The sequence below is a fragment of the Kitasatospora sp. NPDC008050 genome (assembly GCF_042957465.1).
In the GTDB taxonomy this organism is placed as follows: Bacteria; Actinomycetota; Actinomycetes; order Streptomycetales; family Streptomycetaceae; genus Kitasatospora.
The window spans coordinates 24,034-38,823 of the sequence record NZ_JBIBIJ010000006.1; the positions used below are offsets into that span (position 1 = coordinate 24,034).

19 protein-coding genes are annotated in these 14,790 nt (G+C 69.4%); 14 read left to right on the forward strand and 5 right to left on the reverse strand.

What is annotated here, in order from left to right; all coding sequences use genetic code 11:
* Positions 1-106 precede the first annotated feature (106 nt).
* Positions 107-298: a DUF1918 domain-containing protein gene (locus tag ACFZB9_RS13950; RefSeq protein WP_391446817.1), complete on the reverse strand. Its 192-nt coding sequence runs from the start codon at positions 296-298 to the stop codon at positions 107-109.
* A 138-nt stretch (positions 299-436) separates the two neighbouring features.
* Entirely contained in the window at positions 437-1,315 is an 879-nt protein-coding gene (locus tag ACFZB9_RS13955) for an enoyl-CoA hydratase/isomerase family protein (RefSeq protein ID WP_391446819.1), read from the reverse strand.
* Between the two features lie 176 nt (positions 1,316-1,491).
* Here ACFZB9_RS13955 and ACFZB9_RS13960 point away from each other — a divergent pair, with 176 nt between their 5' ends.
* Together ACFZB9_RS13960 and ACFZB9_RS13965 are read left to right on the forward strand one after the other, a co-directional pair.
* Positions 1,492-1,983, forward strand: coding sequence for an NUDIX domain-containing protein (locus ACFZB9_RS13960; protein ID WP_391446821.1), 492 nt, complete (start codon positions 1,492-1,494; stop codon positions 1,981-1,983).
* A 152-nt stretch (positions 1,984-2,135) separates the two neighbouring features.
* Complete coding sequence (locus tag ACFZB9_RS13965) at positions 2,136-2,990, forward strand: 4'-phosphopantetheinyl transferase family protein (protein ID WP_391446823.1); 855 nt, start codon at positions 2,136-2,138, stop codon at positions 2,988-2,990.
* A 25-nt stretch (positions 2,991-3,015) separates the two neighbouring features.
* On the opposite strand, the gene ACFZB9_RS13970 is transcribed toward ACFZB9_RS13965, so the two are convergent.
* Entirely contained in the window at positions 3,016-3,972 is a 957-nt protein-coding gene (locus ACFZB9_RS13970; RefSeq protein ID WP_391446824.1) for a LysR family transcriptional regulator, read from the reverse strand.
* A gap of 228 nt (positions 3,973-4,200) precedes the next feature.
* Here ACFZB9_RS13970 and ACFZB9_RS13975 point away from each other — a divergent pair, with 228 nt between their 5' ends.
* The 5 genes from ACFZB9_RS13975 (at position 4,201) to ACFZB9_RS13995 (ending at position 9,157) form a co-directional block, all read left to right on the forward strand.
* Entirely contained in the window at positions 4,201-4,890 is a 690-nt protein-coding gene (locus ACFZB9_RS13975; protein WP_391446825.1) for a hypothetical protein, read from the forward strand.
* An 871-nt stretch (positions 4,891-5,761) separates the two neighbouring features.
* On the forward strand, positions 5,762-6,733 hold the full coding sequence (locus ACFZB9_RS13980) for an HNH endonuclease (protein ID WP_391446827.1): 972 nt from the start codon (positions 5,762-5,764) through the stop codon (positions 6,731-6,733).
* A 970-nt stretch (positions 6,734-7,703) separates the two neighbouring features.
* Positions 7,704-7,913 (forward strand): endonuclease domain-containing protein, encoded by a 210-nt coding sequence (locus tag ACFZB9_RS13985; protein WP_391447372.1) that lies wholly within the window; start codon positions 7,704-7,706, stop codon positions 7,911-7,913.
* Positions 7,914-8,138: 225 nt separating this feature from the next.
* A complete protein-coding gene (locus tag ACFZB9_RS13990) occupies positions 8,139-8,594 on the forward strand; it encodes a GntR family transcriptional regulator (RefSeq protein WP_391446829.1) in 456 nt (151 codons plus the stop codon).
* 8 nt (positions 8,595-8,602) lie between these two features.
* Entirely contained in the window at positions 8,603-9,157 is a 555-nt protein-coding gene (locus ACFZB9_RS13995) for an HD domain-containing protein (protein WP_391447374.1), read from the forward strand.
* On the opposite strand, the gene ACFZB9_RS14000 is transcribed toward ACFZB9_RS13995, so the two are convergent.
* Positions 9,154-9,627, reverse strand: a complete 474-nt coding sequence (locus tag ACFZB9_RS14000; protein ID WP_391446831.1) for an NUDIX hydrolase — start codon at positions 9,625-9,627, stop codon at positions 9,154-9,156. The two genes, ACFZB9_RS13995 and ACFZB9_RS14000, sit on opposite strands and share 4 nt — an antisense overlap.
* Positions 9,624-10,394 carry a helix-turn-helix domain-containing protein gene (locus ACFZB9_RS14005; RefSeq protein WP_391446833.1) on the reverse strand — a complete coding sequence of 257 codons (771 nt, stop codon included), beginning with the start codon at positions 10,392-10,394 and terminating at the stop codon, positions 9,624-9,626. The genes ACFZB9_RS14000 and ACFZB9_RS14005 overlap by 4 nt, the downstream gene beginning before the upstream one ends.
* 713 nt (positions 10,395-11,107) lie before the next feature.
* Between ACFZB9_RS14005 and ACFZB9_RS14010 the strand changes: the two genes are divergently transcribed.
* The 7 genes from ACFZB9_RS14010 to ACFZB9_RS14040 all read left to right on the forward strand — a co-directional run bounded on the left by ACFZB9_RS14010 (position 11,108) and on the right by ACFZB9_RS14040 (position 14,780).
* Entirely contained in the window at positions 11,108-11,350 is a 243-nt protein-coding gene (locus ACFZB9_RS14010) for a hypothetical protein (RefSeq protein ID WP_391446835.1), read from the forward strand.
* Complete coding sequence (locus ACFZB9_RS14015; protein ID WP_391446837.1) at positions 11,350-11,739, forward strand: WhiB family transcriptional regulator; 390 nt, start codon at positions 11,350-11,352, stop codon at positions 11,737-11,739. Before ACFZB9_RS14010 ends, ACFZB9_RS14015 begins: the two co-directional genes overlap by 1 nt.
* On the forward strand, positions 11,736-11,963 hold the full coding sequence (locus ACFZB9_RS14020; protein WP_391446839.1) for a hypothetical protein: 228 nt from the start codon (positions 11,736-11,738) through the stop codon (positions 11,961-11,963). Before ACFZB9_RS14015 ends, ACFZB9_RS14020 begins: the two co-directional genes overlap by 4 nt.
* 2 nt (positions 11,964-11,965) lie before the next feature.
* On the forward strand, positions 11,966-12,979 hold the full coding sequence (locus ACFZB9_RS14025) for a DUF2637 domain-containing protein (RefSeq protein ID WP_391447376.1): 1,014 nt from the start codon (positions 11,966-11,968) through the stop codon (positions 12,977-12,979).
* A gap of 23 nt (positions 12,980-13,002) precedes the next feature.
* Positions 13,003-13,257, forward strand: coding sequence for a hypothetical protein (locus tag ACFZB9_RS14030; protein WP_391446841.1), 255 nt, complete (start codon positions 13,003-13,005; stop codon positions 13,255-13,257).
* A gap of 94 nt (positions 13,258-13,351) precedes the next feature.
* Complete coding sequence (locus tag ACFZB9_RS14035) at positions 13,352-13,753, forward strand: ATPase (protein ID WP_391446843.1); 402 nt, start codon at positions 13,352-13,354, stop codon at positions 13,751-13,753.
* Positions 13,754-14,210: 457 nt separating this feature from the next.
* A complete protein-coding gene (locus ACFZB9_RS14040) occupies positions 14,211-14,780 on the forward strand; it encodes a hypothetical protein (protein WP_391446845.1) in 570 nt (189 codons plus the stop codon).
* The last annotated feature ends 10 nt before the right edge of the window (positions 14,781-14,790 follow it).

Here is a 14,790-nt window from a genome sequence, read left to right on the forward strand (position 1 = left end):
GTCCTGAACGGTGGGGTCCTGAACGGTGGGTCCTGGCCGGTGGGGTCCTGAACGGTGCGGGCCCGGTCGGCGGGGGCTGGCCCCAGGGCCCGGCCCCAGGGCCCGGTCAGTCGTGGTGGTGCTGCTCGACCGTGCAGTCCGGACCGGGGAAGATCAACGTCTCCGTACCGTCGTCGAACCTGACCAGGTACGGGGGTTCGCCCTGGTCGCCGTGCACCTCGATGACCTCGCCCTCGCGGTCCACGATGCCGACCGCCCGGCTGTGGATATGCAGCCGGTCGCCCACGTCTGCGCGCATCTGCGGGACTCCTTTTCTGCTGGTGATTCTGCTGGTGGAAGTTCTGCTGACGGAGATTTGCCGATGGAAGTTCTGTCGGTGAAGGGGGACAGCTCCTGAGGGCATCCCATCAGAGTGCGACCGTTCGCACGCCTCGCGTTACTCCGTCCGGCCGGGGACGGAGGCGGGGACGCAGGCAGCGTCGGAGGCGGGGACGGGCGGCGCGAAGCGGGGTTCGCGTCGCTCCAGGAAGGCGGCCAGGCCCTCGCGGACATCCGGCGCCTCGCGGGAGCGACGCTCCCAGGGGGCGAGGGCGGCGCGGGCGGCGGCCAGGTCCGGCGCGGCCAGTGCCGCCTTGGCCGCGCCGATGGTCTGCGGCGAGCGGGCGGCCAGCAGCCGGGCGAAGGCCAGGGCGCGCGCGTCGAGCAGCCGCGGCGGGTGCACCTCGTCCAGCAGGCCGAACCGCTCGGCGCGCTCGGCGTCCACCAACTCGCCGGAGAAGAGCAGGTACTTGGCCCGGGCCGGCCCGACGAGGGAGGCCAACCGGGCGGTGGGCACCGCCGGATAGACCACCCCGAGCTTGGCCGGGGTGATCCCCAGACGCGCGTCCGCCGCGCCGAACCGCAGGTCACAGGCGAGCGCGAGCTGGCAACCGCCGCCCACGCAGGCACCGTGCACCACGGCCAGCGTGGGGTGCGGGAAGGCGGCCAGCGCCTGCTCGGCCTCCACGTTGCGCGCGTGGTAGGCGTCGGCGCGCGCCGGATCGGAGTACACGGTGGAGAGTTCGGCGATGTCGGCCCCCGCGCTGAAGGTCGCCGCGGCGCCGCTGACCAGCAGCGCCCGCACGCCCGGTCGGGCCGCGAGGCCGGCCAGCAGCCCGGGGAGCGCCTGCCACATCGCGAGGGTCACGGCGTTGCGCCGCTTGGGCCGGTCGAGGACGAGCACGGCCACGCCGTCGGCCTCGTCGTGGAAGACGCGCAGTCCCTCGGCGGGGGAGGGGAGTTCGGCGCGGTCGGCGGTGAGGGTCTGGTCGGTCATGCGGCCAACTCTCGCAGGTGGGTGCGGTGGGCACCGGTGGTGGGCATGGTTGAATGCGCGGGACGGTGGGGCCGTACCTGGAGCCGTACCGGAGACCGTGCCCGAAGCCGTACCGGAGAGCGTGCCCGAAGCCGGACCAACCCCAGCCGCCGTACCGGCAGATGAGGAGTCGATCAGTGGACCAGGAAGAGCTGCTGTCCCGGGATGCCTGGCTCGCCTCGCTGCCCCGCTCCTACACCGCCGCCGGTACTCTGCTGACCGACGAGGCGGGCCGGGTGCTGGTGGTCAAGCCCAACTACCGTCCCGGCTGGCAGTTCGCCGGCGGGGTCATCGACCTGGGCGAGGACGCGCTGCAGTGCGCGCGGCGCGAGCTGCTCGAGGAGACCGGCCTGGACCGCGAGATCGGCCGCCTGCTGGTGGTCGGCTGGATCCACCCCTCCGAGCAGCTGAACCACCCCTCGGTGCACTTCCTCTTCGACGCGGGAAGCGTGCCGGTCGGCACCGGGATCGCGCTCCAGGAGGCCGAGCTGGAGGAGTACCGGTGGGCCGAGGAGGAGCAGGCCTACGAGCTCCTCGGCCCGGCCCGCGCTCCCCGGCTGCGGGCCGCGCTGGCGGCCCGCGCGGACGGCGTGGTGCGGATCGTGTCCGGGACGGTTTCGGGGATCTGAGGCGGGTGGGCCTCTTGTGCGGTTCGGGTTCTGCGTTTCGGGTTGTGTGGTTCGGGTTCTGCGGTTCGGGTTCTGCGGTTCGGGTTGTGTGGTTCGGGTTCTGCGGTTCGGGTTCTGCGTTTCGGGTCGGGGGAACTGCGACGGTGAATGAGGTGGCGACGGTGAGCGGGGCGGGCGTGGGCATGGGCATGGGCATGGGTACGGGGGCGCTGGTGCCAGGGCAGGTCGAGGTGGGCTGGGTCGCGGTCACGCCGGCGAACGCCGTCGCCGCCGAGGCCGCCGCGGCCGGAGTGCTCGACGAGACGGAGCGGCAGCGGGCCGCGGCGTTCCGGCGGGACGAGGACCGGGCGCTCTACCAGGTGGCCCATGTGGCGCTGCGCCGCGTGCTGGCCGAGCGCCTCGGCCGCGCCGCCGCCGCCGTGACCTTCCGCCGGGCCGTCTGCCCGGGCTGTGGCCAACTGCACGGCCGGCCCGAGCCGGTGGACGCGCCGGGACTGGAGTTCTCGCTCTCGCACAGCGGCAACCTCGCGCTGATCGCGCTGGCCGCCGACCCGGTCGGCGCGGACGTCGAGCGGGCGGACGCCTTCGCGCCCGGCGCCGGTGCCGAGGTGACCACCCAGCTGCACCCGGCCGAGCAGGCCGAACTGGCCGCGCTGGCCGACCCGTCGCCGCAGCACCGGGCGGCCGCGGCGGTGCGCTGCTGGGTGCGCAAGGAGGCGTACCTGAAGGGGACCGGCATGGGCCTGGGGCGGGGCGTCGCCGTCGACTACGTGGGCCTCGGGCCCGGGTTCGAGACGTCGGCGCGGCCGTCCGGCGCGCTGCCGCCCGCCGGGTGGGAGCTGCGGTCGGTCGAGGTGCCGTCCGGGTACGACGCGGCGATCGCGCTGCGGCTGCCGGGTGAGGCGGCTGGGGCGGCGGGGTTGCCGGGGCCGGCAGGCTTGTCAGGGCCGCTGGGGCTGTCGGGTGAGGCGGTCCGGGTGCGGACGGTGGAGCTGCGGCTGGGCTGACGGCGCGTCGGGTGCGCTGCCCTTGTCACGAGGTTCCGGTGCGCTCGCTCGGGTCGACCAGCCGTGACCGGACCCTGGGCTCGCGTTCCAGCAGCCCCAGCCCCGCCATCCGCTCGGCCGCCAGCAGCACGGCCTGCTGCAGTGCCTCGGCCGCCGCCTCCACCGCCGGCACCGCCCCCGACGGACCGGTGCGCCGCAGCAGGCGGACGACGTAGCCGCCGGGCACCGCGAGCTCGGCCACCACCCCGTGGGTCAGCTGACTCGCGGCGGTCGCGGTCAGGATCGCCGCGCCGAGCCGGGCCGCCACCAGGCTGTAGACCGCGAACGGATAGCGGGCCACGTGCAGGACGGACGGCACGATGCCGTGCTCCGCGGCCAGCCGCTGGAAGACCAGACCGCGCGGTGAGTCGGCCGGCGCTCCGATCCACGGCCGCCCCGACAGTTCGGCCCAGCCGGTCGGCTCCGCCCAGCCGTCGGGCAGCACGAGCCGGTACTCGTCCTCCAGCAGGACCGTGGCCCTGACCCCGGGTGGCAGTGGGGTGGGCGCGTCCTGGTCGTCGGCGATCACCAGGACGTCCAGTTCACCCAGCCGCAGCGCACGCAGCCCCTCGGCCGGCCCCGTCTCGACCAGCCGCGGCCGCAGCGCCGGACGCGTGGTGGCGAGCATGTGCAGGGCGGTCGTCGCGAAGTAGGTGATCGCGGTCGCCGGGACGCCGATCGCCACCGGCCCCGCGGCCTGCTCGCCCAGCGCGTTCAACTCCCGGGTGGCGTCGGTGAGCGCCTGCTGGATCCGCTCGCCGGCCTGGGCCAGCAGGCGCCCCGCGGCGGTCAGTTCGGCCCGCCCGCCGGTGCGGTCCACCAGCGGGACGCCCGCCTCCCGCTCCAGCCGGTTCAGTTGCTGCGACACCGCCGACGGCGTGTGTCCCAGGGCCCGCGCGGCCGCCGCCACGCCGCCGCCCTCGGCGATCGACCGCAGGATCATCAGCCTTCTCGGATCGAGCTCCACCACGCCGCCTCTCCCGCGTTCGTCCCCGCGCTGCCCGGCACACCGTTAGCGAACCTACCGGGGGCATGCAGCTGCGCTGTCTTCCGGCGCCACGGGCGGTCGGCCACAGTGGGAGCGCCGAGCCCGCCCGCCCGTCCTTGCCGGCCCTGCTCCCCTCTTCCCTTCCTGCTTCCCTGCTCGCCCTGTGCCTTCCGGAGACCGCTCATGCCGCTGCCCCGTCCGCTCATCGTCGCCTGTGCCGGGATTCTCCTCGCCGTCGCAGTGACGGGCTGCCAGTCCGGCGGTCCGGGTCACACGGCCGCCGCTGGTCCGGCGGCTCCGGCCCAGGGGGCTCCGGCCGCTCAAGCCGCTCCGGCCGCCCACTGGACGATCGCCATGCCGCCGGTGGCCAACGGCTACCAGCAGCAACAGCCCACCGCCGCCCAGCTGAGCAAGATCAATGACACCATGGCCAAACTGACCGCCCAGCTCCACCTCACCGGCCAGACCGTCACCGGCCTCTACGACGACCCGGCCGAGGACGCCTGGCTGATCGTCACCGGGGTCAACGGCAGCGGCTTCGACCAGAACGCCCTGCAGGCCCTGACCAAGTCCCCCGCCATCAGCGCCGACGGCGCCGGCGACAAGTTCAGCACCACCTACCAGTCGGTCGACCCGGGCCCGCACGGCGGCGGCGACATCTGCCAGCAGACCATGGAGACCAGCCCGAGCATCTACGGCACCCTCGCCGTCGAGTCCACCACCTGCATGTGGCTGACCCCGACCACCTTCGGCGCCGTCTACTTCGACAACAAGCGGGACGGCAAGATCGACTCCCACTCCTCCGCGATCACCCCCGCGATCGCCGGCCCGATCATGCGCGGCATCCGGGACAGCGTCGAGCACAAGTCCTGAGCCCGAGGCCTGCGCCGGAGACTTGTCATGGGGACCTGTCATGGGGACCGTCCCCGAACCATCGCGAGACTGGATATTCCGGCACGAACGGTCGGATACCTCCCCTCCCCGGCCAACCGGGACCACCACCGGCCACCCCGGCACCCGGGAGCCACCGCACGCCCCCGACCTGCGCAAACGGCCCGCTGATCACCGAGGATCAGCGGGCCGTCGTGGTGCCCCCGGCAGGACTCGAACCTGCGGCCAAGTGCTTAGAAGAGGATCGATCGCTTCTTTCTAGCTGAGCCTCTCACCTGCGCCGATCGCAGCGCTTCGGCCGGTGGTGGCGCTATGCGACCGTCATTGTGCCGTGACTTAGGCCCCCGGGTCGTAGCGGGCGACGGGGCGCCGGCCACCGGATACTGGCTTGCGCCCTGTCCGACGAGACCTGGCTTCTACGGCTACGTGAGCGGGGAGGGATTCTAGGTGATCTAACTTGTGTCAGCCCGCTGCGGCATCCTTGCGGCATGCGCTCACCACGAGTTCAGTGTCCGACCTGCGGTCGGCCAGTTGCCCTCATGCCGACCCGTCGGACTGGCTACGGAGTGGTCCACGATCATGAGAAGGACCGCCGGTCGCTGATCCTCCGTGAGGGCAGCATGAGGCAACTGCCTCTGGCGAGCGCGTCGGCTTGGCAGACTCCCTGCTGGGCGTGGCCGGAGTCGACGAGGCCGCTCCTACGCTGTTTTGAGCTCCTGTCCGTGATGACTGATGGCCTACGTGGTTCAACTGCAAGCTCTGTGTCGCCCCAAGCTGTCAGTGTCGGCAGGTACGTTGAGGAAGGTGCGGCACGGCATCCCCTACGTGTCGCTGGGGCGTGGTGAGGAGAAAGATGACTGCGTGGGCGGTGCTTGCCGTACAGGAACGCAAGCGAGCGGGATCTGGCTATGACGACCAGCCCTCAACTCACTACAGCTGGGACAGTACCGTTCCCAATGCCCGGAACCTGCGGGTCGGTGACCAGATCGTGCTGTGGGACAGGGAGACGTTGCTTGGCATGTCCGTGATTGAGGCGATCGAGGTAGGAGATGGCGAGAAGGACACCCCGTTCTGTCCGTTCTGCAAGCTCGCCAATGTCGCGCCACGGAAGACGAAGACGCCGGTCTACAAATGCTGGAAGTGCAAGGAGGAATTCGACGAGCCCGGATGGACGCACAAGGTCATCAAGACCTACCGCAGCCGACACGAAGTCGGCTGGATCGACCTCCGCGGCGCGCTGACCGCATCCCAGATCCGCAACCTGTGCGTCAGTGAGGACTCCCAACACGCCATGCGCGAACTGCGCTGGGACGACTTCACCGTCGCCCTCGCTCAGACCGGGACACCCACCCCCCTCGACATCATCGAGACCACCCGAGAGGTCATCGCCGGCGGCCACCGCAAGGCCACGGTCCGCGTCCGCATCGGACAGCCCGCCTTCCGCAAGGCTCTGCTCACCGAATTTGGTGAGATCTGCGCATTTACCGGACCGGCCCCTTCTCAGGCACTTGAGGCCGCCCACCTCTACAGCTATGCCGCTAACGGGAAACACCATAAGGGCGGCGGCCTGCTCCTTCGCCGAGACCTTCACCGACTGTTTGACCTAGGTCTTTTGGCAGTGAACCCGGCAACGGGAAAATTGGATGTCGCCGGCGATCTGGCCGCTTTCCCCGAATACGCCAACTTGCACGGTAAGCGAATCTCTGTGCCCCTTGGCTCCGATCGTGTTAAGTGGCTGAAGCGACACTGGGAAATGCATAGGAAAGACGCATCGGCCACATCTATCCCTAGGCAAGCGACTGCCGTTCAAGCAGTGGAATCCTGAAATCCTTACTTGATGCGAGTGTGATCTACCCTATTGGTCTTGCGTCTGAGTTGTATTCAGTCGCACCGCATGCTCGAATGTGGGGCTCAATGCCTCCGGCTACGTCATTGTGGTGAGTCCGTGATCCTTGGTCGGCTTCTGCCCTGAGTAGCACCCTTCACTTGCCGCCTGGACAGGCCGGATGGTTTCTGTGAATCCCAGGACGCCACGGGGTTAGATGGGCTTAGATGCTTCTGTGGCGACTACCGGGAAGGCACCAATTCTCTGCCGTGCATGCAAAAAGCTAGAGACAGCCCCTCGTAGGGGCCTCTGTCAAGCTTGCTATAGGTACGAGAAAAGGCATGGAACTACGGATCGGAAGAGCCCTAAGCCAAGTATTGGCTTTGAGCTGATCAATGCGGAGAGCGAATTGTCAGAGGGTGGTTGTCGGATCTGGAAGGGCTCTGTTGATGGAGACGGAAAGCCTCGCTATTATGATCCGGCTAGGTATGCCGCAGGTGCTGCTCCTCTGGTCTATGTGCGACGTTGGGTGGTTGAGCAGGATGGCGAACCGCTGACAAAAGGGCAGATCGTTGAGGATTCTTGCGATAATGCCCTGTGCGTGAAGCGAGAGCATCTGCTTGTAGCGACAATTGCAACAGCGCGGCGGACCCAGGCCGGCTTAAATGCCCGCAAAGAACGTTGCATTGCTGGCCATGAGCTGACCCGAGATAATATCTACTTGGCCAACGGTAAACGTCGGCAGTGTAAGCAGTGTCGCTGGGAGGCTGTCATGAGATCGCAGGGACTTGATCCCAGTCGGCTAGTGAGGGGTGTATCGAATCGGGAAAAGACCCATTGCGCCCAAGGTCATTTCTATGATGACGAGAATACGACGTTCAAGCCGGATGGTTCTCGGCGGTGCAAAAAGTGCAATAGCGACAATTCGCGGAAGAGTCTCTATGGCATAGGTCCAGTCGAATATAATGCGATGCTGGATGATCAGGAATATAAGTGTGCCATCTGCGGGGATGAGTTTCAGTACACTGGTATTAGGACCACTGCTAATGTCGATCATTGTCACAAGACTGGAAGAGTGCGGGGTCTTCTCTGTGAAAATTGCAATAAGGCGTTCGGGCTGGTTCGTGAAAGTATTGAGACGCTGGAAGCAATGATCGCCTACAAGGTCAAGCACGGATAGGACAGTGCCCGACTCTGTACTGTACGGGGGTCAGGTAACGCATCGGCTGCGCTGATTGTGCGTCGGAAGGCATTTTAGCTAGCGCCGTTGCAGCACGGCGCTAGCGACTGGAGTGTCCACGGCAGCCTCCTCGGTCATACTGGCTGGGCCGGGGAAGAGGCTGCCGTAGCGCTTGCAGCATCCTTCAACCTGGTTAGGGCATAAGACACCAGGGAGGAGCGACGAGTGTCCGAACGGAACCCACGCGGCACGTACCTTCGGATTGCTGATGTGCTGCGTGGCCAGATCAGCGATGGCTCCGCCATCGAGAAGCTTCCGTCCGAGGCAGCGCTGATGGACTCATACGGCGCTGCACGGACCACGGTCAAGCGCGCACTCGGCGTACTGGCAGCCGAGGGGCTGATCAGGTCTCAGCCTGGCGTCGGATGGCTAGTTGTGGGGCGTGCTGCCAAACCCTCGGTGCTCAGCCAGCTCACGAGTCTGATCACGCGGGAGAAGCTCAACATCGGCGACACGTTCCCGTCTGAGAAGAAGCTATGTGAGGAGACGGGCGCCGCACGTGGGACTGTCCGGCAGGCTCTGGCGCAGCTGGAAGGCGCCGGGATCCTCGAAGCACAGCACGGCAAGGGCCGATTCGTCCGGTCCCTGCCAGTAACACACGACACCTCGCAAGTCTCCTAGGAAGGCACCTGGACGTGTGGGCCTACGACCTCGCTGAATCGCTTCTCTCAGACGACCTTCCCCGGCGCTGGGCGCACAGCAAAGGGGTGGCCGGCCGGGCCCGTTCGCTCGCCCCGATCCTCGGCCCGGACGCCGAGCTGCTCGAAGCCGCCGCGGTCCTGCACGACATCGGCTACTCGCCCCACATCGCCGACAGTGGATTCCACCCGCTGGACGGGGCGCGCTTCCTGCGCAACACCGAGCGCGTCGACGAGCGGATTGTTCGGCTGGTCGCCCACCACTCCTGCGCGCTGCTGGAAGCCGAGGAGCGCGGGCTCCGTGAGGAACTCGCCTCGGAGTTCCCGCTTGAGGAGCCCCGCCTGGTCGATGCGCTGATCTACTGCGACATGACCACCACGCCGGACGGCGCGCCGACCACGACGCCGGCCCGGATCTCCGAGATCGTGGGCCGGTACGGGCCGGACAGCATCGTCGGTCGGTTCATCCGCCGGGCCGAGCCTGAGATCCACGCTGCGGCGGAGCGGGTGGAGGGTCGCATGTCCCAGGTCGGTGTGGAGCGTTAGCCGATGTACGGCTGGACTCGCTCGGCCTCAAGGCCGTGCTTGATCCGCAGCCGCATCGACGGGTGGATCGTCAAGGTGTCGAGGTCCGCTGAGTCAACCCAGCGGACCTCTTTTGATTCCTCGCTGGTGCGGAGCGCCCCGCCGACCGGGCGAGCCCGGAAGCAGATTGAGAACTGCTGGCGCACCTCGCCGTCGTCGTACGCCATCACGTGCGCGGGGTCCGTGTAGAGCCCGGTCACCGCGAGCACCTCCACGTCGATGCCGGTCTCCTCACGCACCTCGCGGATCACCGTGTCGCTGACCGACTCCCCGATGTCGTGCCCGCCACCCGGCAGCGCCCACAGGTCGTTGTCCGTCTTGTGGATCAGCAGCAGCCGTCCGGAGTCGTCCACAACGACGGCGGTCACCGATGGCACCACGGAGTTCGCCGGCGGCGCGTCGGGGTCGTGGAAGTAGTCAATGCGGCTCATGCTGCCTCGCTCTCAAGTTGGGGGGTGGTGATGGTTCGTGCACTCTCCCAGACCCGCTCGATGCTCGCCGCGTAGGTGCTGAACAGCTCGCCGCCGGGGACATGGCAGAGGTGCAGGACCGGCGCGAGGTAAGCCCCGACGCCGTAGACGTGGCCGTTGACGAGCATGTCGTCGTCGGCGCGGTACAGCGAGTTGTACAGCGTGGTCGAGTGCAGCCGGAACTCAACACCGGGCAGCCCGAAGAGCGGTGCGTAGTTGGCCAGTGCGTTTCGGATCTTGGCCGCCATGGCAGGGCCGATCCCCTCGTCTTCTCCCCGCTGTGCGACGTGTGGCGACGTCGGGTCGCCCAGCATCAGCCTGATCGGCACCCCCGCTTGCGACTTCTCGCGGATGAGCCGGAAGAAGAGTGGATCCTCGGAGAGCCAGAATCCGGCGTAGACCACCAGGTCGAAGTGTCTGCTCGCCGAGGTGTAGAGCGTGGTCCACAGCTCTTTGGGGACCACGGCGCGGTGCGGGTACATCCTGACGAGTTCAGCCCGGCCGGCCGCGGTCGTCTCGCTGCTGGTCTGCTCGTCCGGCCAGAGATCTGACAGGTCGCGCTTCAGCAGGTTGGCCAGCGCGTACTGGAAACGGCGGTAGGGCCGTCGCTGATCTTTGGCCTCGACCCACCGCTCGACAGTCCGAGAGCTGACCCCCAGCCCGTTGGCGATCTGTTCGACCGTCAGTCCGCTGGCCAGGATCGCGCCGCGGAGCCGTTCATTGGCCATCTCGTCCTCCCCTGGACGGAGTTGTGGCGTTGGACGATGCGGGACGACTTGACCGTACCCAAGACGGACAGTAGCCGTCCAGCTCCGCCGTGTCTCGACGGGCCTGGGTGCGCGAGTCTGGTTCAGCGCCGCCGGAGACTCACCGGCGAAATCAGCGAAGGACTTGACGGACCGTCGGCTCCGCGCCATCGTAAGAGACATGTTCAACATGTCTCGCATCGCGAGGCGGATGAACTGGTGGTCCTGAGTGGGCCTTCTTTGACCTGCGCAAATGCGTCCGGAAGTCGGCCTCTCGGGGTCGGCCAGGGAAGCGCGATTCCTTGACAACTGCAGAGAGTGATCCACCACCGCTGTCCGTCCTGTGACGATGCCGGGGCGGGGTGAGTGGAGACCAGTCGGCCGAGAAGGGGCTTCGGCCTTGACCCCTCTGTGTGGGGGACAACGCAACCGACTCAAAAGAACGACGCGGCAGACCTTCAGCCAGCGATGACCTCCGGGAGGGGCCTCCCCGGGGTGAGCGGTCCGCGTCCAGATGAGACCTGAACATCCTGCTTCACCAGTGACCACAGTCCTCGACATCTGCCGTCCGGCGGCCGGGTGTCGGGGGCTGTGGCTGCTCGTGACAGACGAGTGGCCGGCCCTGTATGGGGCTGCTGCACATTCCTTGGCCGGAGAGCAGCAGCCCCCGGGCCCACCACCTGGGAGGTAGACCCATGCGATTGATTGTTGCAGGCCAGGAGGCCTGCACGCCGCGCGAGTTCGCTGAACTCGCCTACGGGATCGACACCGAGCTGTTCACCGGCACCGTCGGGGAGTCGGCGCTCTCGCGCCAGGCCCGCCTGGCGGTCGCCCACGAGGTGATGCACGACCTGGACCCGGAGGCGGCCCGTTACGCCCGCTCGCTGCTGCGCACCGCGGCCCGGCGCCGGGTGCTGACCTGGAAGGCGGCCGCGTGATGCCCGCTCCTCGCCGCTTGGGACTGCGGCTCGGTAGCCGCACGCCGCACCTGACGCCCCGGCCGGTTTCCGCGACGCTCGCGGCGGCCGTCCCGCCGCCGGACAGTGACCTGCACGGCGCCGCGTGCGCCGAGCTGGACACGGACCTGTTCTACGGGCCCGACGAGGAGGACCCCGCCTACCAGGACGTGGTCGGGCGGGAGTTCGCCGAGCGGCGGGCGAAGGCGATCTGCTGGTCGTGCCCGGTGCGCGGTGCGTGCCTGGCGCTGGCGGTGCGGCGCCCGGAGCCCGAGGGGATCTGGGGCGGGTTGACCGCCCGCGAGCGTCGTCGCCTGATCGGTGACCTGCGGATGAAGCGCACCACGCTGGATCAGGCGGTGGCCCGGTGAGCGCCCCGGCTGGGCCCGTCGTCTCGTCGGGTGAGGCGATGCGCGAGGCGCTGGCCCGTACCGAGAAGCTGACCGCGATGGTCGATCGCCACCTGGTGGCGCTTCGCCAGGAACCCGCCTCGAACCCGGCCCCGCTGCCCGGGGAGGCGGCGGTGCTCACGGCGCTCACGGGGGTGCTGCTGGTGCTCACGGCGTGCTCATCGGTGCGGGGGTGGGGGTCGTGACGATGGTGTCGCGCCTGGATCCGCGGGTGCGTTCGGCGGAGCGGGCCCTGTCTGCGGGGACGTGGACGATCACGGCCGGGGCGGTGCTCTACAGCGTGCTCACGGTGACTCCGCTTGCCGCCGGACACACCCCGAAGGGCTGGGAGTGGACGGCCCCGATCCTGCCGCTGGTGGCAGACGCGGCGGTGGTGATCGTGGTCCGGATGGACAGCATCTTGGCCACGCTCGAAGGGGACGGCGGCCGGTGGCCGGACGTGCTGCGCTGGATGACCGGGGTCATGACGCTGCTGCTCAACGTGGGTCTGTCGGCTCTTCACCACGATCTGGTGGGGGTGGCGGTCCACTCGGTGGCGCCGTTGCTGCTGATCGTCACGGCGGAGACCTCGCTGGCCTACCGGCGGGCGATCCGGGCGGCACTGAGCGCCCGTGAAGCCGCTGAGCGGGCCGAGCGTGCCGAGCGCGAACGGCTGACTCAGGAGCGGCGGGAGCGGGAGCGCGAGGAGCGGCTGGCCGAGTGGGAGCGGGCTGAGCGCAGCGAGCGTGAGCGCCGTGAGCACGAGGCCAAGCTGGCCCGTGAGGAGCGTGAGCACGCCGCCCGCCTGGCCCGCGAGGACCGCGAGGCCGCCGATCGTCGTGAGGCCGAGGAGCGGGACGAGCGGGCCCGTCGGGCGGCCGAGGAGCGGGACGAGCGTGAGCGTCGTGAGCGCGCGGTGAGCGAGCGTGAGCGCTGTGAGCGCGAGCGCGCCGAGCAGGTGCGTGAGTGGCTGCTGACCGGTCCGCCGGCGATCGAGCGGCTGGCGGAGAAGGAGGCGCGTGAGGTGGCCCGGCTGGCGTTCGTGGCCGGTGTGCCGCAGCGGCTCGCGGTCGAGCGCACCGGGTGGTCCACCGGATGGATCGCGGCCCGCTACAAGGAGGCCGCGGAGGACCCGGCTACCGGAGAACCGATGACCAACAACCGGCCGGAGCGCTTCGCCGCCGGCCACACTCTGCCCGCCCTGACCGGCGCCACCGCCTGACCAGCCGAAACGGAGCCCACCCCATGACCCAGACCACCCCCACCCCCGGCTCGCAGGCCCCGGCCGCGGCGCAGGGCACCGCCTACCACGCGATCCTCACCGTGCAGACCTCCCGTGGCCGGATCCTGACCACGGCCGAGGTCCTCATCCTCAGGCCCGACCAGACCCGCTCGTCCGTGCTCATGGCCCTGTGCGACAAGGTCCGCGACCAGCACGGCGGGGGGTTCGTGGTCCTGTTCTTCGCCCTCACCGCGGACCGGTTGGAGGTCGGGCGGTGAGCGACCACACCATCAACGGCGGCTACGGCCACCAGCCGCAGCCCAACCCGCCCCCGCAGCCCGCCGAGCCGTCCCCCGGAAAGGGGTGCTGACCATGCGAAACACCATCCGGATCATCTCGTTCGGGTTCCTGCACGGCCCCGCGCCCGAGGGCGCGCACCTGGTGCTGGACCTGCGCGAGCACTTCCGCGACCCGCACGTCGACCCGCGGCTGCGCTACCTGACCGCCCACGACGAGCCGGTGCGCCGCGCGGTCCTGACCACCCCGGGCATCAATCTCCTGATCAAGGCCACCAGTTGGACGGTGGAGGCCTTCGACCTGGACCCCTCCCACGGCCCGGTGCTCATCGCGGTCGGCTGCGCGGGTGGCCGCCACCGGGCGGCCACGGTCGCGATGGCGCTGGCCGACCGGCTGCGCAACCTCGGCCACTGCGTGGAGCTGGAACACCGCGACCTGGGTAAGCAGGTGGTCGAGCGCGGCCGGGGGGGCCGGTGAGTGCCGGGACACCGGCTTGGCGGCAGGTGCGGGAGGAGAAGCGGGCCGAGGCGAGCGGGCGTCGGATCGACGCTCACGCCTCGCGGCTTCGCTCGGAGGCTGCCGCCGCGGGTGGCGGGCGGGCGGTTGCCGCCGCGGAGTGGAACATCCTGCGCGCTGCGATCGGCCGGCTGCCCGAGCAGTCCCGAGAGGCCGCGTGGAGCGCGGTCGCTGACCTGCTGCGGCAGCGAACCCGGGACCTGACCAGCCATCACGCACGGTGAGGGGATTGCGAATTTCGCATCGCGTATACGCATCCGGATGCGAATTTCGCGGCCCCTATGCGTAGCCGCGCCCACGGGCGCGCGCGAGAGTAACGGCTCACTGCGCGTAGCGCAAGGGGCTACTTCGAGAGTCTTCGGCCGGTCCGATCGGGCCGGCCTTCTGCTTGATCGAAAACCCCAGGGAGGGGATCACCATGGCCGTGCTTGACGGTCTTGTCAGTGGCGGGGTCGGAGTGCTGAGCGTGGGCGTGTCCATCGCGATGCAGGTCCTGGCGTCCGGCTCCGCCCAGTCGATGACCGCGGGCGGCGGGCGCCGCCTCGCCGGTTCGGGTGCGATGGCCGGGCGCGGGCGTCGTGGCGGTGGCGGGGCCGTGTCGGGTGCGATGTCGGCGGTGCTAGGGCGTCTGGAGATGCCCCGGGTCCACGTCGCGCTGTTCCTGACCGGCGGCGCGGGGCTGGCCGGTACCGGGGCGGGGCACCTGCTGAACGCGATGGCCACCTGGGCCAACCACCTGGTCGCGTCGTGGCTGACGAAGTGGGTCGGCGGCGGCGTCGGGTTCCTCGTATCCGGGGCGGCGCTGGTGGTGGTCATCAAGGACCTGCGCGACGGCGAGGCCGGCCCGCGCACCCTGGCCCTCGCGCTGGCGCTGCCGTGCCTGCTGACCGCGATCCCCGGCACGGCCGGGCACGTCTGCGCGATGGCGGTGACCTGGGTCGTCACCAGCGTCGCCCACCTGATCGGCTCCGCCTTCGGCGTCAAGTAGCCCTAGCAGC